Source organism: Roseomonas sp. E05 (assembly GCF_030063475.1).
Lineage (GTDB): Bacteria > Pseudomonadota > Alphaproteobacteria > Acetobacterales > Acetobacteraceae > Pseudoroseomonas.
In genome coordinates, this window is sequence record NZ_JASIRT010000003.1 from 85,863 (window position 1) to 111,697 (window position 25,835).

The 25,835-nt window shown below is 72.8% G+C and carries 19 protein-coding genes and 1 other RNA gene; 3 read left to right on the top strand and 17 right to left on the bottom strand.

Annotated features, from left to right (window positions below):
* Nucleotides 1-11: 11 nt before the first annotated feature.
* The 14 genes from murC to QMO56_RS04760 all read right to left on the bottom strand — a co-directional run bounded on the left by murC (nt 12) and on the right by QMO56_RS04760 (nt 15,569).
* The gene (murC, locus tag QMO56_RS04695) at nt 12-1,448 is read right to left on the bottom strand and encodes a UDP-N-acetylmuramate--L-alanine ligase (RefSeq protein WP_283523879.1); all 1,437 of its coding nucleotides are present in this window, start codon (nt 1,446-1,448) and stop codon (nt 12-14) included.
* A complete protein-coding gene (gene murG / locus QMO56_RS04700; RefSeq protein WP_283523880.1) occupies nt 1,448-2,560 on the bottom strand; it encodes an undecaprenyldiphospho-muramoylpentapeptide beta-N-acetylglucosaminyltransferase in 1,113 nt (370 codons plus the stop codon). The genes murC and murG overlap by 1 nt, the downstream gene beginning before the upstream one ends.
* Complete coding sequence (locus QMO56_RS04705) at nt 2,557-3,678, bottom strand: FtsW/RodA/SpoVE family cell cycle protein (RefSeq protein ID WP_283523881.1); 1,122 nt, start codon at nt 3,676-3,678, stop codon at nt 2,557-2,559. The genes murG and QMO56_RS04705 overlap by 4 nt, the downstream gene beginning before the upstream one ends.
* The gene (gene murD, locus QMO56_RS04710) at nt 3,678-5,072 is read right to left on the bottom strand and encodes a UDP-N-acetylmuramoyl-L-alanine--D-glutamate ligase (RefSeq protein ID WP_283523882.1); all 1,395 of its coding nucleotides are present in this window, start codon (nt 5,070-5,072) and stop codon (nt 3,678-3,680) included. Before murD ends, QMO56_RS04705 begins: the two co-directional genes overlap by 1 nt.
* Nucleotides 5,072-6,160, bottom strand: coding sequence for a phospho-N-acetylmuramoyl-pentapeptide-transferase (gene mraY / locus QMO56_RS04715; protein WP_283523883.1), 1,089 nt, complete (start codon nt 6,158-6,160; stop codon nt 5,072-5,074). Before mraY ends, murD begins: the two co-directional genes overlap by 1 nt.
* Nucleotides 6,157-7,548, bottom strand: coding sequence for a UDP-N-acetylmuramoyl-tripeptide--D-alanyl-D-alanine ligase (gene murF, locus QMO56_RS04720; RefSeq protein ID WP_283523884.1), 1,392 nt, complete (start codon nt 7,546-7,548; stop codon nt 6,157-6,159). The genes mraY and murF overlap by 4 nt, the downstream gene beginning before the upstream one ends.
* On the bottom strand, nt 7,545-9,026 hold the full coding sequence (locus tag QMO56_RS04725; protein WP_283523885.1) for a UDP-N-acetylmuramoyl-L-alanyl-D-glutamate--2,6-diaminopimelate ligase: 1,482 nt from the start codon (nt 9,024-9,026) through the stop codon (nt 7,545-7,547). Before QMO56_RS04725 ends, murF begins: the two co-directional genes overlap by 4 nt.
* A complete protein-coding gene (locus QMO56_RS04730) occupies nt 9,016-11,076 on the bottom strand; it encodes a penicillin-binding protein 2 (RefSeq protein WP_283523886.1) in 2,061 nt (686 codons plus the stop codon). Before QMO56_RS04730 ends, QMO56_RS04725 begins: the two co-directional genes overlap by 11 nt.
* A gap of 5 nt (nt 11,077-11,081) precedes the next feature.
* The gene (locus QMO56_RS04735) at nt 11,082-11,894 is read right to left on the bottom strand and encodes a hypothetical protein (RefSeq protein WP_283523887.1); all 813 of its coding nucleotides are present in this window, start codon (nt 11,892-11,894) and stop codon (nt 11,082-11,084) included.
* Entirely contained in the window at nt 11,894-12,829 is a 936-nt protein-coding gene (rsmH, locus tag QMO56_RS04740; protein ID WP_283523888.1) for a 16S rRNA (cytosine(1402)-N(4))-methyltransferase RsmH, read from the bottom strand. The genes QMO56_RS04735 and rsmH overlap by 1 nt, the downstream gene beginning before the upstream one ends.
* Nucleotides 12,826-13,308, bottom strand: coding sequence for a division/cell wall cluster transcriptional repressor MraZ (gene mraZ, locus QMO56_RS04745; protein WP_283523889.1), 483 nt, complete (start codon nt 13,306-13,308; stop codon nt 12,826-12,828). The genes rsmH and mraZ overlap by 4 nt, the downstream gene beginning before the upstream one ends.
* A 291-nt stretch (nt 13,309-13,599) precedes the next feature.
* Nucleotides 13,600-14,013, bottom strand: an RNA gene (rnpB, locus tag QMO56_RS04750) — RNase P RNA component class A.
* 60 nt (nt 14,014-14,073) lie between these two features.
* Nucleotides 14,074-14,817: an N-acetylmuramoyl-L-alanine amidase gene (locus QMO56_RS04755; RefSeq protein ID WP_283523890.1), complete on the bottom strand. Its 744-nt coding sequence runs from the start codon at nt 14,815-14,817 to the stop codon at nt 14,074-14,076.
* Nucleotides 14,817-15,569, bottom strand: a complete 753-nt coding sequence (locus QMO56_RS04760; protein WP_283523891.1) for a TerB family tellurite resistance protein — start codon at nt 15,567-15,569, stop codon at nt 14,817-14,819. Before QMO56_RS04760 ends, QMO56_RS04755 begins: the two co-directional genes overlap by 1 nt.
* Before the next feature lie 159 nt (nt 15,570-15,728).
* Between QMO56_RS04760 and QMO56_RS04765 the strand changes: the two genes are divergently transcribed.
* From QMO56_RS04765 to QMO56_RS04775, 3 genes are read left to right on the top strand one after another with little or no spacing between them, the layout of a single operon-like run.
* On the top strand, nt 15,729-19,364 hold the full coding sequence (locus QMO56_RS04765) for a hydantoinase B/oxoprolinase family protein (RefSeq protein ID WP_283523892.1): 3,636 nt from the start codon (nt 15,729-15,731) through the stop codon (nt 19,362-19,364).
* Nucleotides 19,364-22,273, top strand: coding sequence for an AsmA family protein (locus QMO56_RS04770; protein WP_283523893.1), 2,910 nt, complete (start codon nt 19,364-19,366; stop codon nt 22,271-22,273). The genes QMO56_RS04765 and QMO56_RS04770 overlap by 1 nt, the downstream gene beginning before the upstream one ends.
* 50 nt (nt 22,274-22,323) lie before the next feature.
* Nucleotides 22,324-23,640, top strand: coding sequence for a sorbosone dehydrogenase family protein (locus QMO56_RS04775; RefSeq protein ID WP_283523894.1), 1,317 nt, complete (start codon nt 22,324-22,326; stop codon nt 23,638-23,640).
* A gap of 117 nt (nt 23,641-23,757) precedes the next feature.
* On the opposite strand, the gene QMO56_RS04780 is transcribed toward QMO56_RS04775, so the two are convergent.
* From QMO56_RS04780 to QMO56_RS04790, 3 genes are all read right to left on the bottom strand, one after another.
* Nucleotides 23,758-23,994: a ribbon-helix-helix domain-containing protein gene (locus QMO56_RS04780; RefSeq protein ID WP_283523895.1), complete on the bottom strand. Its 237-nt coding sequence runs from the start codon at nt 23,992-23,994 to the stop codon at nt 23,758-23,760.
* Nucleotides 23,991-25,403: a lyase family protein gene (locus QMO56_RS04785; RefSeq protein WP_283523896.1), complete on the bottom strand. Its 1,413-nt coding sequence runs from the start codon at nt 25,401-25,403 to the stop codon at nt 23,991-23,993. Before QMO56_RS04785 ends, QMO56_RS04780 begins: the two co-directional genes overlap by 4 nt.
* 103 nt (nt 25,404-25,506) lie before the next feature.
* Nucleotides 25,507-25,833: a hypothetical protein gene (locus QMO56_RS04790; RefSeq protein ID WP_408906505.1), complete on the bottom strand. Its 327-nt coding sequence runs from the start codon at nt 25,831-25,833 to the stop codon at nt 25,507-25,509.
* Nucleotides 25,834-25,835 lie beyond the last annotated feature (2 nt).

The following is a 25,835-nucleotide window of genomic DNA, read 5'->3' on the forward strand; positions in this document are numbered from 1 at the left end:
GATGGCGCGGCTCACCGTGCCCCCCCGGCCAGGCGAGGCCCCCGCGGCTGCAGCGCCGCCAGCTTCTCCGGCAGCTCATGCGCCCAGCCCGTGATGTTGCCGGCGCCGAGGCAGACGACATAGTCGCCCGGCTTGGCGATGGCGTTGATCATCTCCGGCAGGCTGTCCGGGCCGGGCAGCGGCACCACGCTGCGGTGGCCATGGGCGCGCAGCCCATCCACCAGCGCGTCACGGTCGAAGCCCTCGATCTTCTGCTCGCCGGCCGCATAGACATCGGCGACGATCACCGTGCCGGCGTCGTTCATGCACTGGCAGAACTCGCTGAACAGCGCCTGCAGGCGGCTGTAGCGGTGCGGCTGCACCACCGCGATGACGTCGCGTGCGCCGGCCTGCCGCGCCGCCTTCAGCACGGCGGCGATCTCCACCGGGTGATGGCCGTAGTCATCGATGATCTGGATGCCGTTTGCCTCGCCGACGCGGGTGAAGCGGCGCTTCACGCCCTTGAAACCGGCCAGCGCCGAGCGGATCGTTCCCTCGTCGATGTCCATCTCGATGCCGACGGCGATGGCGGCCAGCGCGTTCTGCACGTTGTGCTGACCGAGCATCGGCAGGCGCATCGGTTTCAGGCTGCGGCTGCGGCCGGTCAGGCGATCCTGCACGGTCACCTCGAAGGTGGCGCCCATGCGGTCGGTGATCAGTCGCTCGGCGCGCACATCGGCCTGCGGCGAGAAGCCGTAGGTGATCAGGCGGCGGTCGATGTTCGGGATCATCGCCTGCACGTTGGGATGGTCGGCGCAGAGCACGGCGAAACCGTAGAAGGGGATGTTGGAGACGAACTGGGCATAGCCCTGCTTCATCGCCTCCTCATTGCCCCAGTGGTCCAGGTGCTCCGGGTCCATGTTGGTGACGATGGCGGCAACGGCGGGCAGGCGCAGGAAGGAGCCGTCGCTCTCATCGGCCTCCACCACCATCCAGTCGCCCTCGCCGAGGCGGGTATTGGTGCCATAGGCGTTGATGATGCCGCCGTTGATCACGGTCGGGTCGAGCTTGGCCGCCTCCAGCACCGTCGCGACCAGCGAGGTGGTGGTGGTCTTGCCATGCGTGCCGCCGATGGCGATGCCCCATTTCAGCCGCATCAGCTCGGCCAGCATCTCGGCGCGCCGAACCACCGGGATCAGCCGCGCGCGGGCGGCGACCACCTCGGGGTTGTCGCGCTTCACCGCCGTCGAGGTGACGACGACCTGCGCGCTGCCGAGATTGGCCGCATCATGCCCGACGGTGACGCTGATGCCGGCGGCGCGCAGCCGCTCGACATTGTAGCCCTCGGCAATGTCGCTGCCCTGCACCTGATAGCCCAGGTTGTGCAGCACCTCGGCGATGCCGGACATGCCGATGCCGCCGATGCCGACGAAGTGGATGGGTCCGATGCTGAGCGGCAGGGCGCGCATTACGAGGCTTCCTGAAGGCGGCGCGCTTCGGCGCGAGAAAGAACGAGGTCGGCGAGGCGGGCGGCGGCGTCCGGCGCTGCCAGGGCGGCGGCGGCGGCGGCGGCGCGGGCCAGCGCCTCGGGGGATTCCAGCATGCGCTGCAACTCGGCGGCCAGCGCCTGCGGTGTGAAGCGCGACTGCGGCATCACCAGGGCGGCGCCGGCTTCGGCCAGGGCGCGGGCATTGGCGGTCTGGTGGTCGTCGATGGCGTGCGGCAGCGGCACCAGGATGGCGCCGCGCCCGGCGCAGGCGAGTTCCGCGATGGTCGAGGCGCCGGCGCGCGAGACCACCAGATGCGCCGTGCCGTAAAGCCCCGCAACATCGCCGAAGAAGGGCGCCAGCTCGGCGGGAACGCCCAGCTCCTCATAGGCGGCGCGCACGCGGGGCAGATCCTCGGCGCGGCACTGCTGCACGACGGAGAGCCGGCTGCGCAGCGGCGTCGGCAGCAGCGCGACCGCGGCCGGCACAACCTCGGAGAAGATGCGGGCGCCCAGGCTGCCGCCCAGCACCAGCAGCCGCATCGGGCCCTGCGGCGGGACGAAGCCATGCCCGGCCAGCGCGGCCAGCGCCGGCCGCACCGGATTGCCGACGACGGCGCTTTCCGTCCCGGCGGGCACCCGCGTGGTCGTGGCGAAGGAGAGCGCGAGCACATCGGCGCCGCGCGCCAGCAGCCGGTTGGCGCGGCCGAGCACCGCGTTCTGCTCGTGCAGCACCAGCGCCGGCCGGTGCGCCAGGCTGCGCGCGGCCAGCAGCGGCGGCACCGAGGGATAGCCGCCGAAGCCCACCACCGCCTTCGGCCGCAGCCGCTGCAGCAGCTTGCGCGCCTGCATCGTGCCAGCGGCCAGCGCGATCGCGCCGGCGGCGGCGCGCTTCAGCCCGCGCCCGGCGAGCCCGGCCCCCTTCAGCACGAAACGCTCGGCATGGACGAAGGCGGGGCTGCTGTAGTCGGCGCTGCGCGCGTCCGTCATCAGCGTGACGCGCTCGCCGCGCCGCGCCAGCTCCGCGGCCAGCGCCTCGGCCGGGAAGAAATGCCCGCCGGTGCCCCCGGCGGCGATGATGATGGGCGCGGTCATGCCTCGTCCGTCCGCGCCAGCCGGCGCCGGGTCAGCGCCAGCAGCATGCCCATGCCGAACGCCACCGCCACCACCGAGGAACCGCCGTAGGAGATGAAGGGCAGCGTCATGCCCTTGGTCGGGATCAGGTGCAGGGCCGAGGCCATGTTGATGAAGGCCTGCAGCCCGAACTGCGTCAGCAGCCCGGTGGCGCCGAGGATGATGAACATGTCCTTCTCGCCGAGCAGCCGCAGCAGGCCGCGCAGCACGATGAAGCCGAACACGGTCAGGATCAGCAGGCAGAGCGCCAGCCCGAACTCCTCGCCGGCGACGGCATAGACGAAGTCGGCATGGGCATCGGGCAGCAGCGCCTTGAGCCGCCCCTCGCCGGGACCGACGCCAAGCATCCCGCCATGGCCGAAAGCCTCCATGGCGATGGTCACCTGGTAGTTGTCGCCCGAGGAGGGATCGAGGAAGCGGTCGATGCGCGACTGGAAGTGCGGCAGGGTGAAATAGGCGAGGATGCCGCCGAGCACACCGGCCACGCCGCAGCCCGCCACCAGCACCAGGTTGATGCCGACCACGAAGAGCTGCGAGCAGAACACCGCGGCGATGACGATCAGCATGCCCATGTCCGGCTGCTTGACCAGCGTGCCCGCCACCAGCACGAAGAGGAAGATGGCGGCGCCGATGGCGCGCCAGCCCAGCGAGCGCGACTCGGCGAGCAGCCAGGCCGCGACCACGGCGAAGCAGGGCTTCATGAACTCGGAGGGCTGGATGGTCACGCCGGCCAGGTGCAGCCAGCGCCGCGCGCCCTTGATCTCCACGCCCATCGAGAGCGTCGCCGCCGTCATCAGCAGCGAGACGAAGAAGCCGAGCAGTGCCAGTCGCCGGATCTGCTTCACCGGCAGCACCGAGATCGCCACCATCACGCCGGTGGCGATGGCCAGGAAGAACACCTGCTTCAGGATGAACAGGTCGCGCGAGCTGGCGCCGATACGCTCCGCCACGCCCGGGCTGGCCGCGAGCAGCATGACATAGCCGAAGCCGATCAGCGCCAGCAGCGCCGCCAGCGTCCAGCGGTCCACCGTCCACCACCAGCGGCCCAGGACGGAGGTATCAGCGCGCGACAGAGCCATCAGACGGTCTCCGGAAGCTCGGCCACGAGGGCGCGGAAGGCATCGCCGCGCGCATCGAAGCCGGTGAACTGGTCGAAGCTGGCGCAGGCGGGCGAGAGCAGCACCACCGGCACGCCCAGGCGCCGTGCGGCGGCCAGTGCGGCGGGCACTGCGGCATCCAGCGTCACCGCGACTTCGTTCGGCACGTCATGCGCGGACAATGTTGCCGCGAAATCACCCGCGCAGCGGCCGATCAGGACGGCATGCGCGATGTGGCGGAACAGCGGCGCCAGGCTGTCGATGCCGCCCGCCTTCGGCACGCCGCCGCCGATCCACACCACGCGGTCGTAGCTCGCCAGCGCGCGCGCGGTGCTGTCGGCGTTGGTCGCCTTGCTGTCATTGACGAAGGTGACGCCGGCGCGTGCGCCGACGCGCTCCTGCCGGTGCGGCAGGCCAGGGAAGCTGCGCAGCCTGGCGGCGATCTCCCCGCGCGCCAGGCCGAGCGCGAGGCCGATCGCTGCCGCGGCGGCGGCGTTCTGCGCGTTGTGGCTGCCGGGCAGGGCAGGGGATTCGTCCAGGTCGGCGATCACGCCCTGCGCGTCGCGCAGCAGCCGCCCTTCCGCCCAGACGCCGCCCGGCTGCGGGGCACTGCCCGAGATCGGCACCACCCGTGCGGCCAGGCCTTCGGTGAAGCGCGCGCCGCTGGCATCATCCATGCCGATCACGGCGACATCCGCCGCTGTCTGGTTGGCGAAGATGTGCGCCTTGGCAGCGGCGTAGCCGGCCATGTCGCCATGCCGGTCGAGATGATCGGGCGAGAGGTTCAACACCACCGCCACACTGAAATGCAGCCGCTCGGTGCGCTCCAGCATGTAGCTCGACATTTCCAGCACATAGATGCCGTCGTCGCCGAGCAGCGGCAGGCCGAGCGCGGCCGGGCCGAGATTGCCGCCGACCTCCGAGGCTCGCCCGGCGCTGTGCAGCAGGTGGTGCGCAAGCGCCGTGGTGGTGGATTTGCCGTTGGTGCCGGTGATGCCGACGAAGCGCGCCCGGCTGCCGGCCGCGTGCGCGGCGCGGAACAGCAGCTCGGCATCGCACAGCACCGGCACGCCAGCCTCGCGCGCGCGGAGCGCCGCCGGATGCGGCTTCGGCAGGATGTGCGGGATGCCCGGCGAGAGCAGCAGCGCATCAAAGGGAAAGCCCGGCACGGCGCAGGGATCGCCGACCGGCAGCCCCGCCGCCTCGGCCGCCACGCGGCTCGCCGGCTGGTCGTCCCAGCAGAGGATCTCCGCGCCCCAGCCGCGCAGCCGCCGCGCCGCCGGCAGCCCGGCACGCCCGAGCCCGACCACGGCGATCCGCTGCCCCGCGAAGGGGGTGAAGGCGGCCTCGGCGAAGGGGGCGGTGGCGGTCTGCATCAACGGATCTTCAGCGTGGAGAGGCCGACCAGCGCCAGGATCATCGCGATGATCCAGAAGCGGATCACGATGGTCGGCTCGGCCCAGCCCTTCTTCTCGAAATGGTGGTGCAGCGGCGCCATCAGGAAGACGCGGCGGCCGGTGCGCTTGTACCAGAAGACCTGGATCATGACGCTCACCGTCTCGACCACGAAGAGGCCGCCCACGATGGCCAGCACGATCTCATGCTTGGTGGCGACCGCCACCGCGCCCAGCGCGCCACCCAGCGAAAGGCTGCCGGTGTCGCCCATGAACACCTTGGCCGGCGGCGCATTGTACCAGAGGAAGCCGAGCCCCGCGCCGATCAGCGCGGCGAGGAACACCGCCAGCTCCGAGCTGCCCGGCACGCCGTTGAGCTGCAGGTAGTCGGCGAAGACGCGGTTGCCGACCAGATAGGCGATCAGCGCGAAGACCGCCGCCGCCAGCAGCACCGGCACCGTTGCCAGCCCGTCCAGCCCGTCGGTGAGGTTCACCGCGTTGGAAGCGCCCATCATCACCAGCATGCCGACCAGCGGGAACAGCAGGCCGAAGTTCAGCATGGCGTCCTTGAAGAAGGGAAAGGCCAGCTTGTTGGCGATCTCGTTCGGCATCAGCGCGGTGAGCCAGATGGCCGCCAGCAGGCCGAAGCCTGCCTGTGCCGCCAGCTTGGCCTTGCCGGAAACCCCCTTGGTGTTGCGCTTGGTGACCTTCAGCCAGTCGTCCCAGAAGCCGAGCAGGCCGTAGCCCACCGTGACCAGCAGCACCGCCCAGACCAGGCCGTTGCGCAGGTCGGCCCAGAGCAGGGTGGAGGAGAGCAGGCCGAGCAGGATCAGCACGCCGCCCATGGTGGGCGTGCCCTTCTTGGTCAGCAGGTGGCTCTGCGGCCCGTCGGTGCGGATGGGCTGACCGCCATTCTGGAAGCTCTTCAGCCAGCCGATCACCGCCGGGCCGAAGAACAGGCTGATGAACAGCGCCGTCATGCAGGCGGCGCCGGCCCGGAAGGTGACGTAGCGGAACAGGTTGAAGAGGATGAACTCGTCCGCATACGGGGCGAGGAAGTTGAAGATCATGACGGCGCCCCTTCGCGCGCGGCTTTCAGGGCGTGGACCACAACGGACATGCGGCTACCGAGCGAACCCTTGATGAAGATGACATCGCCCGGACGCACGGCCTCGCGCACCAGCGGGGCCAGCTCCTCGCTGCTTTCCCGATGCGCGCCCCGCCGGTCCTCCGGGAGGGCGTCGTATAGGGCGCGCATCAGCGGACCGCAGCAAAAGACGAGGTCGGCAGCCGCCAGCACATCGGGGAGCAGCCCCGCGTGCAAAGCGGGACCGTAGGTGCCGAGTTCGCGCATGTCGCCGAGCACGGCGATTCGCCGCGTACCCCGCTGCGCGGCCAGGACCCCGAGGCCGGCGCGCATCGCGGGCGGCTGGCCGTTGTAGCTGTCGTCGATCAGCAGCGCGGTGCCGCCGGGCAGGTCGAGCGTGATGCGCCCGCCGCGCCCGGCGCCGGGCCGGAAGCCGTCCAGCGCGGCGATGAAGGCGGCGGGGTCGGCGCCCAGCGCGGCGGCGACGGCCAGCGCCGCGGTGGCGTTCATCGCCAGGTGGCGGCCCGGGGCGGCGAGGCGCAGCACATGGCACTGCCCGGCGAAGCCGATCTCCGCGCGCCCCTCCTCGGCGCCGCCTTCGAAGGCGAGCAGCCGGACCTCGGCCGCATCGCCGGCGCCGAAACCCAGCACGCGCATGCCGGCCGCCCTGGCGCGCGCGGTGAGCTGCGGGAAGGCCGCGTTGTCGCAGGGCAGCACGGCGGTGCTGTCCGGCTCCAGCCCGAGCATGATATCGGCCTTCTCCTGCGCGATCTCCTCGATCGAGCCGAGATGGCCGATATGCGCTGTCTCCACGGTGGTGATCGCGGCGACATGCGGGCGGGCGAGGCGGGCCAGCGGCGCGATCTCGCCGCGATGGTTCATGCCGATCTCGAGCACGCCATAGGCCATGTCGCGCGGCATGCGGGCCAGCGTCAGCGGCAGGCCCCAGTGGTTGTTGTAGCTGGCCACGGCGGCATGGGTCGGGCCGAGCGCGGCGAGCCCCTGGCGCAGCATCTCCTTCGTCGTCGTCTTGCCGACGCTGCCGGTGATGGCGGCGATGCGCGCATGGCTGCGCGCCCGCCCGGCGGCGCCCAGCGCGGCGAGCCCGGACAGCGTGTGCCCGACCCGCAGCAGCGGCGCGTCCGGCGCGAGGCCCGGCGGGTCGCGGTCCACCATGGCGCAGGCGGCGCCGCGCGCCAGTGCGTCGGCGACGAAGTCGTGCCCGTCCCGCAGGTCGCGCAGGGCCACGAACAGCTCGCCCGGCGCGACGTTGCGGCTGTCGATGCCGACGCCGGTGACGGTGATGCCGTCGGGGCAGCTGCCCCCGGTGGCGGCGCGCAGCTCGGCGGCGGTCCAGAGCGGGGCGGTCATGCCACCGCTCCCGCCAGCCGGCGCACCGTCTCGGCGTCATCGAAGGGATGCGTCACCGTGCCGATGGTCTGGCCGGGCTCGTGCCCCTTGCCGGCCACCACCAGCACGTCGCCCGCGCCGAGCGCCGCCAGCCCGGCGGCGATGGCGGCGGCCCGGTCGCCGATCTCCTGGCTCTCGGCGGCGGCACCCATCCCGGCGCGTACGGCGGCGCGGATCGCGGCCGGCTCCTCGGTGCGCGGGTTGTCGTCGGTCAGGATGGCGTGGTCCGCCAGCCGGGCGGCGACCTCGCCCATCAGCGGCCGCTTGCCGGGGTCGCGGTCGCCGCCGGCGCCGAACACCACATGCAGCCGGCCCGTCGTGTGCGGCCGCAGCGCCGTCAGCAGCCGCTCCAGCGCGTCGGGCGTATGGGCGTAATCGACGTAGACGGCGGCGCCATTCGACAGCCGGGCCGCCAGCTCCATCCGCCCGCGCACGCCGACGAGATGCGGCAGGTCATGCAGCACCGCGCCGGCGGAAAGACCGGTGGCGATGGCGAGCCCCGCCGCCAGCAACACGTTGTCCGCCTGGAAGCGGCCGGGCAGGGCGAGGGTGATCTCGGCCTGTCGCCCGAAGGCCTCGATCTCCAGCACCTGGCCCTCGGGGCGGGGGATGTGGCGCAGCAGGCGGATCGCGTCGCCCGCCAGGCCGACGGTGTGCAGCGTCAGCCCGCGCCGGGCGGCGATGCCGCGCAGCGCGCCCAGCACCTCGGGCGCCATGTCGGCATTGGCCACCGCCGCGGCGCCGGGCTCCAGCAGCGTGTCGAAGAGCCGCAGCTTGGCCGCCGCATAGGCCGCCATGCTGCCGTGGTAGTCCAGGTGGTCGCGCGTCAGGTTGGAGAAGCCGGCGGCGGCGAGGCGCAGCCCATCCAGCCGCCGCTGCTCCAGCCCGTGCGAGGAGGCCTCCAGCGCGACATGGCCGATGCCGCCCCGCGCCAGCTCCGCCAGCATCGCGTGCAGCGCCACCGGGTCAGGCGTGGTGAGGGAAGGCGCCGGCGGGAAGCCCTCGGCGCGCAGGCCCAGCGTGCCGAGCGAGGCGGCGCGTCGCCCGGCGAGGCGCCAGAGCTGGCGCAGGAAGTCCACCGTGCTGGTCTTGCCGTTGGTGCCGGTGACGGCGACCACGACATCCGGCTGCGGGGCGTGGAAGGCGCCGGCCAGCAGCGCCAGCGCGCGCCGCGGATCGTCGGTGGCCAGCAGGGGGCGGTGCGGCGCGCCGGCCGGCCAGGCGGTGCCCTCCGGCGCCAGCACGGCGACGGCGCCGCGCTCGACCGCCTGCGCGATGAAGGCGCGTCCGTCCATCCGCGCGCCCGGCAAGGCCGCGAACAGGAAGCCGGGCCGCACTGCCCGGCTGTCCGCCGTCAGTCCCGTGACCTCCGGTGCCGTCGGGATCTCGCCCGTGACACGAAGGCCGGGAACCCGGCCAAGGAGATCCTCAAGGCGCAAGGCGGTTCCCCGGCTGGGTGGAGGGTTCGCTGCCCTGCGGCTCGGCCATCGTCATGCGCAGGGGCACCGGCGGCGGCAGGCTGCCCGGCCGCGCCGGCAGGTTCGGCATCGGCACGGCGCGTACCGCCGGCGGCGCGACCGGCTGCGGTGGGCGCAGCACCTGCTGGGCCGCCGCGCGCGGCGGCGTCGGGGCGGCGGGGCGGCTGGCCGGCGGCGTGGAGGCGGCGGTCGCCTGGCTCGGCCGCGTGGGCCGGCTCGGCTGCAGCGGAATCGAGGTGGCGGCGATGATCGCCGGGTCGTTCGGATCCTCCGGCACCAGCCCGAGCACCGGCGCGATCCGCGAGATCACCGTGTAGGCGGCCGGCGCCGCCACCCAGCCGGCGGTGGCGTAGCCATGGCTCTTGGCGTTGGGCGAGGGCTCGTCGATCATCACATAGACGGCGTAGCGCGGCGCCTGGATCGGGAAGGCGCCCACGAAGGCGCCGATGCGCTTGTTCATCAGGTAGCCGCCATGCGGGCCGGTCTTCTGCGCCGTGCCGGTCTTGCCGCCGACGAAATAGCCCGGCACGTCGGCGTTCTTGCCCGAACCGTCGGTGACGACCAGCCGCATCAGCTTACGGATCGTCGTGCTGGTCTGCTCGCTGATGATGCGGGTGCCCGGGCGCGCCGCCCCTGCCGGCTGGGCCAGCAGCGTCGGCTCGCGCAGGATGCCGCCATTGGCCAGCGCCGAGATGCCGGAGATGACGTGCAGCGGCGTGACGCTGATGCCATGCCCGAAGGCGATGGTGAACATGTTGATGTCGCGCCAGTGGTTGGCGGGCGGCGCCATCGGTGCGGCGGTCTCGGGTAGCTCGATCTTCTTGCGCGCCAGCATCCCGGCGCTCTTCAGGAACTCGCGCTGGCGCTGCGGGCCGAAGGTCTCGGCCATGTGCGCGGCGCCGAGGTTGGACGAGTAGGCCAGCACCTCGGGGAAGGTGATCCAGCGGTTCTTGCCCTTGTAGTCCGAGATCGTGAAGCGCCCGTAGCGGATCGGCTTCGAGGCGTCGAACATTGAGCTGTTGACGTGCGCGGTGCCGTATTCGAGCGCCGCCGCCGCCGTCAGCAGCTTGAAGGTCGAGCCCGGTTCGTAGAGGCCGACCGTGGCGCGGTTGAAGCGCTGGTCCGGCGAGGCGTCGGTGATGTCGCTGGCGTCGTAGTCGGGCAGGCTGACCATGCCCAGCACTTCGGCGGAGTTGATGTCGAGCACGATGCCCGCCCCGCCGATGCCGTTGAAGTCGCTGATCGCCTGGCTGACGGCGTCGCGCAGCGCGAGCTGCACGCGCACGTCGAGCGAGAGCTTCACCGGCTTGGTCGGATCCTCGCGCAGGCGGCTGTCGAAGAACCGCTCCACGCCGGAGATGCCGTTGCCGTCCACGTCCACATTGCCGAGCACATGCACGGCGGCGCGGCCCTGCGGATGGTAGCGGCGCTCGCTCTCCTCGAAGTCGAGCCCGGCGATGCCGAGATTGATGATGCCCTGCTGCTCGCGCGGCGTCAGGGCACGGACGATGTAGGCGAAGCCGCGGTCGCTGGAGAGCCGCTCGATCAGCTTCTCACGGTCGAGCTGCGGCAGCACGGTGCGCAGCTTGTCCGCCACCTCGACCGGGTTCTGGATGACGCGCGGATTGGCCACCAGCGCGTTGACCGGCAGGTTGATGGCCAGGATTTCGCCGTTGCGGTCGGTGATGGCGGCGCGGGTGGCGACCGGCTCGCTGGGCGGCTGCATGGCGCGCACGGCGGCGTTCAGCCGCTTCGGCTCGGCCGGCGCGATCACGGTGGACCAGGTGGCCTTCATCGCCACGGCGATGAACAGCGCGCCGAAGCCCAGCGCCGTCAGCACCAGGCGGCCACGGCTGCGCTCAAGCTGCTGGCGGCGCTGCAGGTCCGGCTGGGTGACGCGCACCACCACGCCCGGCGCCGGAGGCGGCGGCAGCTCCGCATCCTCCGCACGCAGCGCGACCGGATGGCGCAGCGGCGGCGAGTGCGGGGAGGGTGGAGGGACGTGCGTCATGACGCTCAGCGGCTCCAGGTGCCGGGGGCGACGGGAACGGGGGCGGCCATCGGCACCGGCGGCGGCAGGCTGCCATTGCCGGCGAAGCCCCCCAGCGCAGAGCCCATGGGCACCGCCGGCGCCGCCATGGCGCGGCCCATGGGCAGGTGGGCGGAGGCGCGCAGCAGGTTCGGCTCGGGGCGCGGCACGGGGCGGGCCTCAGCCACCGCGGGGGCGCCGAGGCGCGAGGGCGCGGAGACCGGGATCGCCTCACGCGGCGCGGGGATCGGCCGGTGCGGCGCCGCAGGCTCGGCACGCCGCGCCGCGACGGTGACCGGCTCGGCGACGTGCCGGGGCGCGGGCCGGGGCGCCGGTTCGGCCGCGGCGACAGGGCGGGCCGGTGCCGGGGGCGCCGCATGGGTGACCGGCGCGGGCGCGGCGGCGGCGGCCATCTTCACGGGCGCGCTGGCCGCCTCGGCTTCGGCCGGCTCGGCAGCGGCCACGGCTGTCTCCGGCGCCGGGCCGAACAGGCCCACCGGACCCGCAAAGGCCACCGGCGCGGGCAGCCGCCGCTCCAGGTCCGCCAGGCGCAGGAACTGGCTCGGCGTCATGGTCTCCAGCGGCAGGTGCTTCTGCGCCATCTGCCGCAGCCGCTCGGGCTCGTTCAGCATGGCCCACTCGGCCCTCAGCACCTGCGTGCGCTCGCGGGCCGCCTCGATGCGCCGGGTGACGTCGCGCAGCTCGCGGTCGAGCTGGGTCGCGGCCTCTTCCGCACGGTAGACGTGCCAGCCCACCAGGCTGAAGGCGGTGATCGCAACCACGGTCAGGGGGCGGAACATCAAGCCGTCTCCAGTTTCTCAAGCGCCCGCAGGCGGGCCGATCGGGCCCGGGGATTGGCGGCCGTCTCGGCCTCCCCCGGGCGCAAGGCGTTGGTGGTCAGCAGGCGGAAGGCCGGTGCGGCGCGCGGCGCCAGGATGGCCGCCGGCGCGTGACGCGAGGCACCGGGCGCGCGGCCCGCCGCCTGCTGCATGAAGCGCTTCACGATGCGGTCCTCCAGCGAGTGGAAGGCGACCACGACCAGCCGCCCGCCCGGGGCGAGCAGCTTCGCCGCCGCGGCGAGGCCACGCTCGACCTCGCCCAGCTCGTCGTTCACCGCCAGCCGCAGCGCCTGGAAGGAGCGGGTGGCGCTGTCGATGCCCGAGGGGTCGCGCGGCATCACGGCATGGATCACCTGCACCAGCCGCCCGGTGGTCTCGAAGGGGGCCTCCTGGCGGGCGGCGACGATGGCGCGGGCGATGCGGCGGGAATGCCGCTCCTCGCCCAGCTCCCACAGGATCTGGGCCAGCTCCGCCTCGGGCAGACGGTTCACCAGCTCGGCGGCGGAGCGGCCCTGCTTCTCCATCCGCATGTCGAGCGGCCCGTCGGCGCGGAAGGAGAAGCCGCGCTCGGCCTGATCAAGCTGGAAGGAGGAGACGCCGAGATCGAGCACCACGCCCTCGAGCTGCGCCACGCCGCGCGCGGCCAGCAGCTCCAGCATGTCGCCGAAGCGGCCTTCGACGAGCACCAGACGGCCGGGGAACTCGGCGGCCAGCGCGGCGCCGCGGGCGATGGCGTCCGGGTCGCGGTCGATCGCGTAGAGGGTGCAGCGCGCGGCGGAGAGGATGGCGCGGGCATAGCCGCCGCCGCCGAAGGTGCCGTCGAGATAGCTGGCGCCGTCGCGCGGGGCGAGGGTGCTTAGCACTTCCTTCAGCATGACGGGGATATGGCTGCTCATGCCGATTCCCCCGTCGGCGCCCGCCCGGCCGGAGTCCCACCCGGCAAGGTGAGGCCGCGGTCGCGGGTGCCGCTGCGGGCCTCCTGCGCGCGGCGCTTCGCGGCCGTTGGCTCCCACAGCGCGAATTTCGTGGCCAGCCCGACGAAGGCGACCGTGTCGGTCAGCCCGGCATGCGCGATCAGGTCCTCGGGCAGCATGATGCGGCCTTCGCCATCCGGGCGAATCGGGTAGGCTTCGGCGAAGATCGCGGTGGCCAGGTCGTCCTGTTCGGCGGAGAACACGTCGAGTCGATCCAGCTTGCTGGCCATTGCGTCGAAGGCCGGCATCGGCCAAGCCTCGATGCAGGCATGCTGATGCGAGGGACGGAGCACGATCTCGTCGGATCCCAGTCGGGCCAGCTCGGCACGGAACAGCGCCGGGACGGAAACCCGCCCCTTGCGATCCAGCCGATTGGTATGGGTCCCCATGAACCGGGCCATCGATGCCGCCTTGTCCCCCTGCGGCGGGAAGTCCAATCGAGGGCCGGAAAGCGGCCGGCGAGGCCCCCCGACCTCGCCGGCTCACCCGACCATCCCCTGAGTTTCGATCCCTCGCCCCCCCGAGCTCCGGATCGTTCATGGGATAACATGGGATAACATGGGTAGAGTCAGGGCAGCAAGGGCAAAACCCCAGCCGAAGTCTGCGCGAAAAGCAGAAAAATCATCGTACTACGGCGTGCAGCCGCACTTCCGTCGCATGACTGTAGGAATTGTGACGCGGTGTGGCTGAAAGGCGTCAGGTGGCCTGTAAGCCGGGTTCTGTCCATGCTTCCGGCGAGCCGGCGGCATGGGGCGACCATTCCTCTGGGACACGCCTTGCGGCATGCCTCACGCGGCCAACCCGGGTGGCGGGGCGGGAAAGCCCCCTGCGGACGGATCCCTCGCGGAATCCCCGCCGGCCACCCCTATTCGGCCTTGCTCCCGGTGGGGTTTACCGTGCCGCCCCCGTCGCCGGGGGCGCGGTGCGCTCTTACCGCACCGTTTCACCCTTACCGGGGCGGCGAACCGGCCCGGCGGTCTGATTTCTGTGGCACTTTCCCTGGGGTTGCCCCCGCCGGCCGTTGACCGGCACCGTATTCCCGTGGAGCCCGGACTTTCCTCCAGCTGCGGAACCTGCCCACAACCAGCGGCCGCCCGGCCACCTGACGCGGCGGTACAACTGCCCGCAGCGGCGACGGGAGTCAATTGGTGCCGTCGCACCAGAAATCAATCGCAGATTGATTCGGCCAGGTCGGCCACAGCCTCGAGTCGCGCCAGCGTGCCGGCATCGGCCTGGCCGTCCACCCGCTCCTGCCGCCAGTGCCGCTGGAAGGCGGTGAGCGCCGGCGCGGGGCGGGCCGGGTCCACGGAATAGCCGATGCGCGCCAGCAGCGCCGTCGCGCGTTCCGGCCCGCCGGGCGGCAGGGCGGCATCCCCGCCCGGCACGCCGGCCGGCCAGAGCCCGACCCCGTTCGCCGCCAGCCCCTCCCAATCGAACAGCTCGCCAGGGTCCTGCTTGCGGTCGGGCGCGACGTCGCTGTGCGCCACCACGTTGCGGGCGGGAATCGGGTGGCGCCCCAGGATCTCCAGGCACAGCTCCGCCACCGCCGCCATCTGCAGGGCGGGGAAGGGGCGGTAGCCCCATTCATGGCCGGGATTCACCACCTCGATGCCGATGCTGCGCCCGTTCAGCGCCGTGTGCCCGCGCCAGAAGGAGACGCCGGCATGCCAGGCGCGGCGCGATTCAGGCACCAGCCGCCAGACATGCCCATCCTCCTCCACAAGGTAGTGGCAGGAGACGCGGGGCAGCGGCGCCGGCGGGGCGGGGTCGCAGAGCCGCTCCAGCGCGGCCCCGGCCGTCGGCATCCCGGTGTAGTGCAGGACGAGGGTGTCGATCGGCTCGCCGGCTGGCCGCTCGTCCTGGTTGGGGCTTGGCCGCTCGCGGAAACCGAGGCGGCCCGCGCTCCACATCAGAGGTCGCGCTCCCGCTTGACGCGGTCCCAGGCGGCGTTGATCTCGGCCATGCGGGCGGAGGCGCGGCGCAGTTGCTCGGGCGAGCCGCCGCGGGCGGCCAGGCTGTCCGGGTGGTGCTCGCGGATCAGCCGGCGCCAGGCCAGCCGCACCTCCTCGTCGGTGGCGGAGGCGGCGATGCCCAGCACCGTGTAGGGATCGGCCTCGCGCGTCATGCTCAGCGGCGGCACGCGGGCCTGCGGGCCGCCCGGCGCGTCCAGGCGGAAGCTCTTGCGCACCTTGGCCAGGAAGGTGGCCTCGCTGCGCGTCAGCGGGCCATCGGCGCGGGCGATGTGGTGCAGCGCCGTCATCACCTCCTCCAACATCGCCCGGTTGTCGGCGAAGACCTCGCCCATCCGGTTGGCGAAGGGCTCGTAGCCGCCGGCGTCCTCGCGCGCCTTGTCGAACAGCAGGCCGACCTCGCGCTGGTTCTCGGTGGGGATGCGGAAGGCGCGCTTGAAGGCGTTGATCTCCTCCCGCTTCACCGCGCCGTCCGTCTTGGCGAGCTTGGCCGAGAGCACGATGACGCCGATCGAGAAGAGCTGATCGCGGTTGGTGATGCGCGCGAGGGTCTCGGGACGGCTGTCCAGCTCCGGCGGGCGGCTGGTCCCTTCGTCGGCGGCATGGCCAAGCGCGGCGCCGACCACGGCGCCGAAGGGCCCACCCATGGCGAAGCCGGTGACACCGCCGAGGATCTTCCCCCAGAAACTCAACTTCCCACCGCCTCCGCCACTGCGCACCCGCCTGTCGCCACCCCTACCATGCCGCGCGGCCCGCTGCCATGGCATCCCTGGGGCGTTCGGTGGCGTCTGCACTCTTGCGCCCTGCGCGGACGGGCGCCACACGAGAGGCCGGATACCGGGGAGAGGGCGATGAGCGCAGCGGGCTGGCAGTTCTGGATCGATCGCGGCGGCACCTTCACCGACATCGTGGCGCGTGACCCCAACGGACGGCTCTCCACGCGGAAGCTGCTCTCGGAAAATCCCGGCCGCTACCGGGATGCCGCGGTGGCGGGCATCCGCGCCTGTCTTGGGCTCGACGCGGAGGCGCCGATTCCCCCCGGCACTATCGCCGCGGTCAAGATGGGCACCACGGTCGCCACCAACGCCCTGCTGGAGCGCAAGGGCGAGCGGGTGCTGCTGCTGGTCAACCGCGGCTTCGCCGACGCCCTGCGCATCGGCAACCAGGCCCGGCCGCGCCTCTTCGACCTCGACATCCGCCTGCCCGAGCTGCTGCATGAGCGGGTGGCCGAGATCGGCGGCCGCATCGCCGCCGATGGGTCGGAGATCGAGCCGCTGGACATGGCCGGCGCCCGCGCCGCGCTGGAGGAAGGCTTCGCGGCCGGTATCCGGGCGGTGGCGGTCGTGCTGATGCACGCCTGGGTGGCGCCGGAGCACGAGCAGCGGCTCGGCGCCCTGGCCCGCGAGATCGGCTTCACCCAGGTCAGCCTGAGCCACGAGGCCTCGCCGCTGCCGCGCATCGTCCCGCGCGGCGACACGACGGTGGTGGATGCCTACCTCTCCCCCATCCTGCGCCGCTATGTGGAACAGGTGGCGTCACAACTACCGGGTGTATCACTCTATTTTATGCAATCCTCCGGCGGACTGACTCTGGCGCAGCGGTTCCAGGGCAAGGACGCCATCCTTTCCGGTCCTGCCGGCGGCATCGTCGGCGCTGCCCGCACCGCCGGAATGGCCGGGTTCGACCGCATCATCGGCTTCGACATGGGCGGCACCAGCACCGACGTCGCCCTCTACTCCGGTCAGTTCGAGCGTGCCTTCGAGACGGCGGTGGCGGGCGTGCGGATGCGTGCCCCGATGATGGCCATCAACACCGTGGCGGCCGGCGGCGGCTCCATCCTGGCCTTCGACGGCGCCCGCTTCCGCGTCGGCCCGGAGAGCGCCGGCGCGGTGCCCGGCCCCGCCTGCTACCGGCGCGGCGGCCCGCTGACCGTGACCGACGCCAATGTCATGGTCGGCAAGATCCAGCCCGCCCATTTCCCGCCGATCTTCGGCCCGAACGCCGACCAGCCGCTCGATGCCGAGGTGGTGCGGCGGAGATTCGCCGCCCTGGCGCGGGAGATCGCCGCCGCCACCGGCCAGCCGGAGCAGGACCCGCGCGCCGTGGCCGAAGGGTTCCTGCGCATCGCGGTGGCCAACATGGCGCAGGCGATCAAGCAGGTCTCCATCCAGAAGGGGCACGACCCGGCGCGCCACGCCCTGCAATGCTTCGGCGGCGCCGGCGGCCAGCATGCCTGCCTGGTGGCGGACGCGCTGGGCATGGACACGGTCTTCATCCATCCCTTCGCCGGCGTGCTCTCGGCCTACGGCATGGGTCTGGCCGACCAGAGCGTGATCCGCGAGACCGCTGTCGAGGCGCCCCTCTCGGCGGACGGCATGGCGGACCTCGCCGCCCGCGTGGCGGCCCTGGAGATCGAGGGCCGCGCCGCGCTGGAGCAGCAGGGCGCCGAGCCCGCCCGGCTACGCGCCGAGCCGCGCCTGCACCTGCGCTATGCCGGCACCGACACCTTCCTGCCCGTGCCCTTCGGCGCCTATGAGGCGGTGCTGGCCGCCTTCACCGAGGCGCATCGCCGCCGTTTCGGCTTCGCCACGCCGGAGCGCCCGGTGCTGGTGGAGGCCTGCGTGGTCGAGTGCATCGCTCCCGGCGAGGCGGTGGACGAGCCGAGGCTGCCGCCGCGCGCCGCCGGCGAGGCGCTCGCCCCGCTGGCCACCGTGCCGCTCTTCACCGGGGGCGCCGAGCAGGTCGCGCCGGTCCATGACCGTGAGGCGCTGCGCGCCGGCGACCGCATTTCCGGCCCGGCGCTGGTCCGCGAGAGCACTGCCACCACCGTGGTCGAGCCCGGCTGGACCGCCGAGGTGACCCCGCTCAACCACATGATCCTGCGCCGCACCGCGCCGCGCGCCGCCGCACAGGTGGCCGGGGGCGCGGCGGAGCGGCCGGACCCCGTGCTGCTGGAGCTGTTCAACAGCCTGTTCATGAGCATCGCCGAGCAGACCGGCACGGTGCTGCAGAACACCTCGCTGAGCGTCAACATCAAGGAGCGGCTGGACTTCTCCTGCGCCATCTTCGACGCCGAGGGCCGCCTCGTGGCCAATGCGCCGCATGTCCCCGTGCATCTCGGCGCCATGGGGCAGAGCGTCCGCACCGTCATCGCCAGCCGCGGCGCGACGCTGAAGCCCGGCGACGTGGTGGCGCTGAACAACCCCTACAACGGCGGCACCCACCTGCCGGACATCACCGTCATCACGCCGGTGTTCGACGAGGCCGGGAAGGAAATCCTGTTCTTCGTCGGCAGCCGTGGGCACCATGCCGATGTCGGCGGCCTGACGCCCGGCTCCACTCCGCCGGATTCCGCCACGCTGGAGGAAGAGGGCGTGGTGATCGACGATTTCCTGCTGGTGGATGGCGGGCGGTTCCGCGAGGCCGAGTTCCGTGCCCTGCTGACCGGCGCGAAATACCCGGCGCGCAGCCCGGAGGTGAACATCGCCGACATCAAGGCGCAGGTGGCCGCCAACGAGACCGGCGTGCAGGAGCTGCGCCGCGCCGTGGCGCAGTTCGGCCTGCCCACCGTGCGCGCCTACATGCGCCACGTGATGGAGAATGCCGAGGCGGCGGTGCGCGCCGTGCTCGACCGCCTGCAGGACGGCGCCTTCGCCTACACGATGGATGACGGCGCCCCGCTGCAGGTCGCCGTCCGGGTGGACCGTGCCGCGCGCCGCGCCACCATCGACTTCACCGGCACCGCACCGCAGCGTCCCGGCAACTTCAACGCCCCCGAGGCGGTGACGCGCGCCGTGGTGCTCTACTGCTTCCGCTGCCTGGTGGGCGAGGACATCCCGCTGAACGATGGTTGCCTGGTGCCGCTCGACATCATCGTGCCGGAGGGCTCCTTCCTCTCGCCCCGCTCCGGTGGGCCGGGAGGGGGCGCGGCCGTGGTGGCGGGCAATACGGAGGTCTCCCAGGCCACCGCCAACGCGCTGCTGGCGGCGCTCGATGCCTGCGCCGGCGCCCAGGCGACGATGAACAACCTGCTCTTCGGCGACGACCGCTACCAGTACTACGAGACGGTCTGCGGCGGCATGGGCGCGGGGCCGGGCTTCGACGGCGCCTCCGCCGTGCAGACCCACATGACCAATACCCGCATGACCGACCCGGAGATCCTGGAGCTGCGCTACCCCGTGCGGCTGGAGGAGTTCTCCATCCGGCGCGGCTCCGGCGGGGCCGGGGAATGGCAGGGCGGGGATGGCGCGCGGCGCCGCATCCGCTTCCTGCGGCCGATGACGGCGATCATCGTCGCCTCCCGCCGCACCGTCCCGCCGAACGGGCTGCACGGTGGCGCCGATGGCGCGCCGGGGCGGCAATGGGTGGAGCGGCTGGATGGCAGCCTGCAGCCGCTTGGCGGCCGCGACCGCGCCGAACTGGCGACGGGCGAGGTGCTCAGCCTCGAAACCCCCGGCGGCGGCGGCTGGGGCCGCGCGGCCGGCTGATGCCACCGCGCGCCACCCGCTCCCTGGGGCGCCGTCTGGCGCTCACCGGCCTGGTGCTGCTGCCGGTCGTGCTGGCGGCGGCGCTGTGGTTCGTGCCGCGCCTGACCGACTGGAACGAGCATCGCGACCGGCTGGCCATCCTGGCCGCCGGGCGCCTCGGCCAGCCGGTGACGCTGACCGGCCCGGTCAAGCTGGTGCTGCTGCCGCAGCCGATGCTGGAGGCGGGGGGCGTCACCATCGGCGGGCCGGATTCCGGGCTTTCGGTGGAGGCGCGCGCGCTGCGGCTGCGGCTGGACTGGCTGGCGCTGCTGCGGCTGCGGCTGGAGCCGCGCGAGGTGACGCTGGTCGGCGCCGAGATCCGCCTGCCCTGGCCGCCGGTGCCCGGCCAGTCCTTCCGCCCGCCACCCTGGCTGACCGCGCTGCAGGGCCGCATCCAGGACTCCCGCGTGATGATCGGGCAGCTGGTGCTGGAGCGGGTCGATGCCACCCTGGCGGCCGGCGCCGCCACCGACGCCCTGCAGATCAGCGGCCGCTTCCGCTGGCGGCAGACCGACGTGAATTTCGAGACCACCCTCGGCCGGCCCGGCTGGGACGGCGCGGCGCCGCTCACCCTCACCCTCTCCGGAGGCAAGGCCTCGGTCTCGGCCAGCGGCGTGCTGCTTCCCGAGGGTGGCTTCGAGGGCAGCCTGCAGGGCGGCGGCAGCGACCTTTCCGCCCTGCTGCCGACGCCGCCTGGCAGCTTCCGCCTGCGTGGCCGCCTCAGCGTCACCGCCGAGCTGCTCACGGCCGACGACCTCGTGCTCGACATCGCCGGCATCCCGGCCCGCGGCGCCGCGACGCTGCGCGTCGCCCCGGCGCCGCGGCTCGACCTGGCGCTGGCCACCGGCCGGGTGGAGCTCGATCCCTGGATTGCCGCGCTGCGCCGCGCCGGGCCGCTGCCGCTGCCCTTCGGGCTGGATCTCTCGGCTGACGCGGCGGGCTTCCGCGGCCTGACCCTGCGCCGCCTGCGGGGCGCCGCCTTCCTGGCCGGCGACCGGCTGACCCTCACCGATGTCGGCGCCGTCCTGCCGGGCGAGACCGAGATCGAACTCTCCGGCGCCACCACCAGCCGCCCGGCGGGAACAGGGCAGGGTGTGACCACGGGAAGCGGCGAACGGCTGGAGGCGACGGTGCGCTTCCACGGCGCAATGCTGCGCAGCACCCTGCTGGCACTTGGGCTGCCGCTGGAGGGAACGGAGCCGGACCGGCTGCGCGAGGGCGATGGGCGCTTCAAGCTGGTGCTCGACGAGACGCAGGCGGCGGTCCCCGAATTCACCGCCACGCTGGATGGCAGCCGCGTCTCCGGCGCCGGCGTGCTCCGCTTCGGGGCGCGCCCGGCCCTGGGCGTCGGCCTGACCTTCGAGCGGCTGCCGCTGGATGGCTGGCTGCGGCCGGGGCTGGAATGGCCGGCCGTGCAGGGCTGGCTGGCCGGCGTGGATGCCAATCTCCGCCTCTCCGCCGAGCGGGCGCAGTGGCACGACCTGACCATCCAGGGCCTCTCCGCCGATGCCTCGCTGGAGAACGGCCGCCTCACGGCGCGCCGCCTCTCCGGGCAGGTGGCCGGGAGCGACGTGGCGCTTTCCGGCGTGGCGCAGCTCGGCCCGACGCTGCAACTCTCCGATCTGGCGCTGGAGGTCAATGCGCCCGGCGCCGCGCCGCTCCTGGCGCTGCTGCCGGGGGATTGGCCGGACCAGGTGCCGCTTGGCGCCGGAGCGCTGGCGCTGCGCCTCTCGGGCAATGGCCCGCCGGGGGCGCTGGTCCTGCGCGGCAGCCTGGAGCTTGGGGACCTGCGCGCCGAGGCCAGCGGCACACTGGACCTGCCGGGGCGGCGCTATGCCGGGGGGCTCACCCTGCGCCACCCCGGCGCGCCACGCCTGCTGGGCGAGGCGGCCGGCCTCGCGGCGCCGCCCTGGCTGGGCGAGGGCTCCTTCTCGCTGGTCGGCACCCTGACGGCCAGCCCGCAGGCCGTGCATGCGGAGAGCTTCGACCTCGTGGCCGCCGGGCTGCGGATGGGCGGCCAGCTCGACCTCGCCCTCGATGGCGCACGGCCCCGCCTGTCCGGCCGGATCGCCGCCGAGCGGCTGCCCTTGCCGCCTTTCGACTGGAATGCGCGCGATCCCTTCCCCCTGGCGCCGCTCGGCGCGTTCGACGCGGAGCTGACGGTCACGGCGCAGCGGATCGAGCCCTTCGGCCTGCCGCCCCTGGCGAATGCGGCGGCGGCGCTGCGGCTGAAGGAGGGCGTGCTGCAGGTGGAGAACCTGAAGGCGCTGCTCGCCGGCGGGCAGCTGAGCGCCGGGCTGCGGCTGGAGGCCGGTGCCACGCCGCCGGTGGTCGAGGCCCAGGGCCGCCTGACCGGCGCCACCCTCGCGGAGCCGCTGCTGGGCCTGCCCGTGGACGTGAAGAGCGGGCAGGTGGAGGCCGAGGCGAATCTGCGCGCCAGCGGCCACAGCCCGGCGGCCCTGCTGGCCACGCTGGGCGGCCAGGCGCAGGTCACGGTGCGCAACGGCGTGCTGGACGGCACCGACCTGCGCGCCGCCCTGGCGGTCTCCGAGCAGGCGCCTCTGGGCGAGGCGGAGAGCAGCCTGCGGCAGGCGCTGCTCGGCGGCGCCACCGCCTTCGAGGCGCTGCACGCCCGCCTGCGCCTGCAGGCCGGCCATGCGGTGCTGGAGGAAGGGCGGCTTGTCCTTTCCGAGGCGCCCGAGGCCAGGCTGGCGGGCGAGTTCGACCTGGCGCGCGGCGGCATGGATCTGCGGCTCAGCCTGCGCGACGGTGAGGCGCCCGAGCTCGGCCTGCGGATGACCGGCTCGGCCACCAAGCCCCGGCTCGTCCCCGAGATCGCCGACTGGTTGCGCTGGCGGGCGGAACGCTAGCGCGACTGCCGCGTTAGCCAGGGGCCACGCCCTTGCAGGAGGCCCCGCCGATGCGCCTTGCCCGACCTCTGCTCCTCCTGGCGCTGCTCGGCCTGGGGGCCTGTGGCGAGGAGGCCCGCCTGCCGGTGGCCGCCGGCACCGGGCCGGACCCGCAGTTGCCGCCGCCGCGCCAGAGTTGGTTCCCGACCGTCAACGTCGCCCCCGCCCAGGGCTGGCCGGAGGGCGCGGGCCCCGTCGCCGCGCAGGGGTTGCGGGTGCAGGACTTCGCCGGCGGCCTGCAGCATCCGCGCTGGCTGCATGTGCTGCCGAACGGGGACGTGCTGGCGGCGGAGAGCGACGCCCCGCCCAAGCCCGAGGACAGCCAGGGCATCAAGGGCTGGATCATGGGCCTGCTGATGCGCCGCGCCGGCTCGAACACGCCCAGCGCCAACCGCATCACCCTGCTGCGCGACAGTGACGGCGACGGCGTGGCCGACCAGCGCAGCGTCTTCCTGGAGGGGCTGAACTCACCCTTCGGCATGGCGCTGGTGGGCAACGACTTCTACGTCGCCGACACCGACGCGGTGCTGCGCTTCCCCTACCAGCCCGGCGAGACGCGGATCACCGCCCCCGGCACGAAGGTCACCGACCTGCCGGCGGGGCCGATCAACCATCACTGGACCAAGAGCCTGATCGCCAGCCCCGACGGGGCGCGGCTCTATGCCACCGTCGGCTCCAACAGCAACGCCGCCGAGAACGGCATGGAGGCCGAGGAGGGGCGCGCGGCGATCTGGGAGATCGACCGCGCCACCGGGGCCAAGCGGCTCTTCGCCACCGGCCTGCGCAATCCCAACGGCATGATGTGGGTGCCGCAGACCGGCGCGCTTTGGGCGGCGGTGAACGAGCGCGACATGCTCGGCAGCGACCTGGTGCCGGACTACATGACCAGCCTGCGGGATGGCGGCTTCTACGGCTGGCCCTACAGCTACTACGGCCAGCACCGCGATCCGCGCATCGAGCCGCAGCGCCCGGAACTGGTGTCGCGCGCCATCGTGCCGGACTATGCCCTCGGCCCGCACACCGCCTCGCTCGGCCTGGCCTGGTCCGGCACCGGCGAGGGCGCGATGCCGCCACCCTATGCGCAGGGCGCCTTCATCGGCCAGCACGGCTCATGGAACCGCCGCCCGGCCAGCGGCTACAAGGTGATCTACGTGCCCTTCCAGGACGGGATGCCGGGTGGCCCGCCGGTGGACGTGCTGACCGGCTTCCTCGACGGCGAGGGCAACGCGCAGGGGCGGCCTGTCGGCGTCGCGCTGGACGGGCGCGGAGGGCTGCTGGTGGCCGACGATGTCGGCGGCCATGTCTGGCGCGTGAGCGCGGCTCAGTAGGAAAAGATCGGGGGAATGAATTCCCCCAATCCCCCTTCTTCTTTCTTCGAGTTCAAGCGCCCCGCCGCCAACAGGCACGCCTGAACAGACAAGAAAAAGAAGGGGGTTCGGGGGAATTCATTCCCCCGACCTTTCTTGCCGGCTGGCCACCAGCGCATGCACCCGCAGCGCGCTGGCGAGCGGCAGGTCCGGCTCGGTGCGGGCGGCGTCCACCTGCTGGACCAGTGCGGAAAGCGTTATTCCCCGCGTCGCGGCCAACCCCTCCAGCGCCGTCCAGAACTCCGTCTCCAGGGCCACGCTGGTGCGGTGCCCGGCCAGGGTGAAGGAGCGCTTCAGCAGGTGCCGGCCGGTCATCCCGCGCCTGCCAATGTTGCACCGGGGCTCACCATCTCCTCCGGCTTCACCCAGGCGTCGAAGTCCTCGGGCTTCACATAGCCGAGCTGGTCGGCGGCCTCGCGCAGCGTCAGGTTCTCGGCCAGCGCCTTCTTGCCGATCTGCACCGCCTTGTCGTAGCCGATGCGCGGGTTCAGCACCGTCACCAGCATCAGCGACTTGGCCAGGTTCTCGGCGATGCGCGCCCGGTTCGGCTCCAGCTTGTCCACCATGTTGTGGGCGAAGCTCTCCGCCACATCGGCGAGCAGCGTCACCGACTGCAGCGCGGCGTTGATGATCACCGGCTTGAAGACGTTCAGCTCCAGGTGCCCCTGGGCGCCGGCAACGGTGATCGTGGTGTGGTTCCCCATGACCTGCGCCGCCACCATCGTCATCGCCTCCGACTGCGTGGGGTTGGTCTTGCCGGGCATGATGGAGGAGGAAAGCCCGTCGGCGGGAATGAACAATTCCGAGAACCCGCTACGCGGGCCGCTGCCGAGCAGGCGAATGTCGTTTGCGATCTTGTTGAGCGAAACAGCCAGCGTGTTCAGCACACCGGAGAGTTCGACGAAGGCGTCCTCGGCCCCCATGCCCTCGAACTTGTTGGGGTTGGGCTGGAACTCGAGTCCGGTCAGCGCCCGGATGCGCGCGCAGAAGGCCGCGTCGAAATCCTTGTGGCGGTTCAGCCCGGTGCCAACCGCCGTGCCGCCCTGCGGCAGCAGTAGCAGGCGGGGCAGGGTGCCGCGCAGCCGGTCCTGACCATGCGCTACCTGGGCGGCCCAGGCGGCGAACTCCTGCCCGAGCGTCACCGGCACCGCGTCCATCAGGTGGGTGCGGCCGACCTTGACGATATCGCCCCATTCCTTCGCCCGGCGCTCCAGCGATTCCCGCAGCACACCCAGCGCCGGCAGCAGCCGCTGCACCACCGCCTCGGCGGCGGCGATGTGCATCATGGTGGGGAAACTGTCGTTGGAGGACTGGCCGCGGTTGACGTGGTCGTTCGGGTGCACCGGCTTGCGGCTGCCGAGCGGGGAGCCGAGCATCTCGTTGGCGCGGTTCGAGATGACCTCGTTGGCGTTCATGTTGGTCTGGGTGCCGGAGCCGGTCTGCCAGACGGGCAGCGGGAAGTCGGCATCCCGCTTGCCCTCGGCGATCTCGGCGGCGGCGGCGATGATGGGGTCCGCCAATTCGGCCGGCAACTCGCCGAGCTGCTTGTTGGCCTCGGCGGCCGCCTGCTTCTGCAGCCCGACGGCGCGGATCAGGCCGCGCGGGAAATGCTCCGAGCCGATGCGGAAGAGACGCCGGGCGCGCTCGGTCTGCGGGCCCCAGTAGCGGCCGCCCTCGATCTCGATCGTGCCGAGGCTGTCGGTTTCAGTGCGGGTTTCGGGCATATCCGGACCTCCTGCCTGTGGTATTGCTCAGGTAAGAAGCCGGATGGCCCGGGAATAGGTTGCGTGCGCAGCCCTGGCCTGCCCGGAAGGCAGGCCAGGGCTCTCACCAGTGCCGGTAGCGCGGCGCCGGCTCGTAGTAGACGACCGGCGGAGGCGCGTAATAGGCCACCGGCGGCGGCGCGTAATAATAGGCCACGGGCGGCGGCGGGGGTGGGGGCGGCGCATAGTAGGCCACCGGTGGCGGCGCGGCCTGGGCCGCCGCGCTGCCGAGCAGCGCCCCGACGGCGAGGCCCCCGATGACGCCGGCGGCAACGGCGCCGCCGCCACCGCCATGGTGGCGCCAGCCCCCGGCCTGGGCGGCGGGGCTGGCCAGCATCAGCGCGGCGCCGGCCGCACTGGCGAGGAACAGCGAACGGATCGGTTTCATCATAG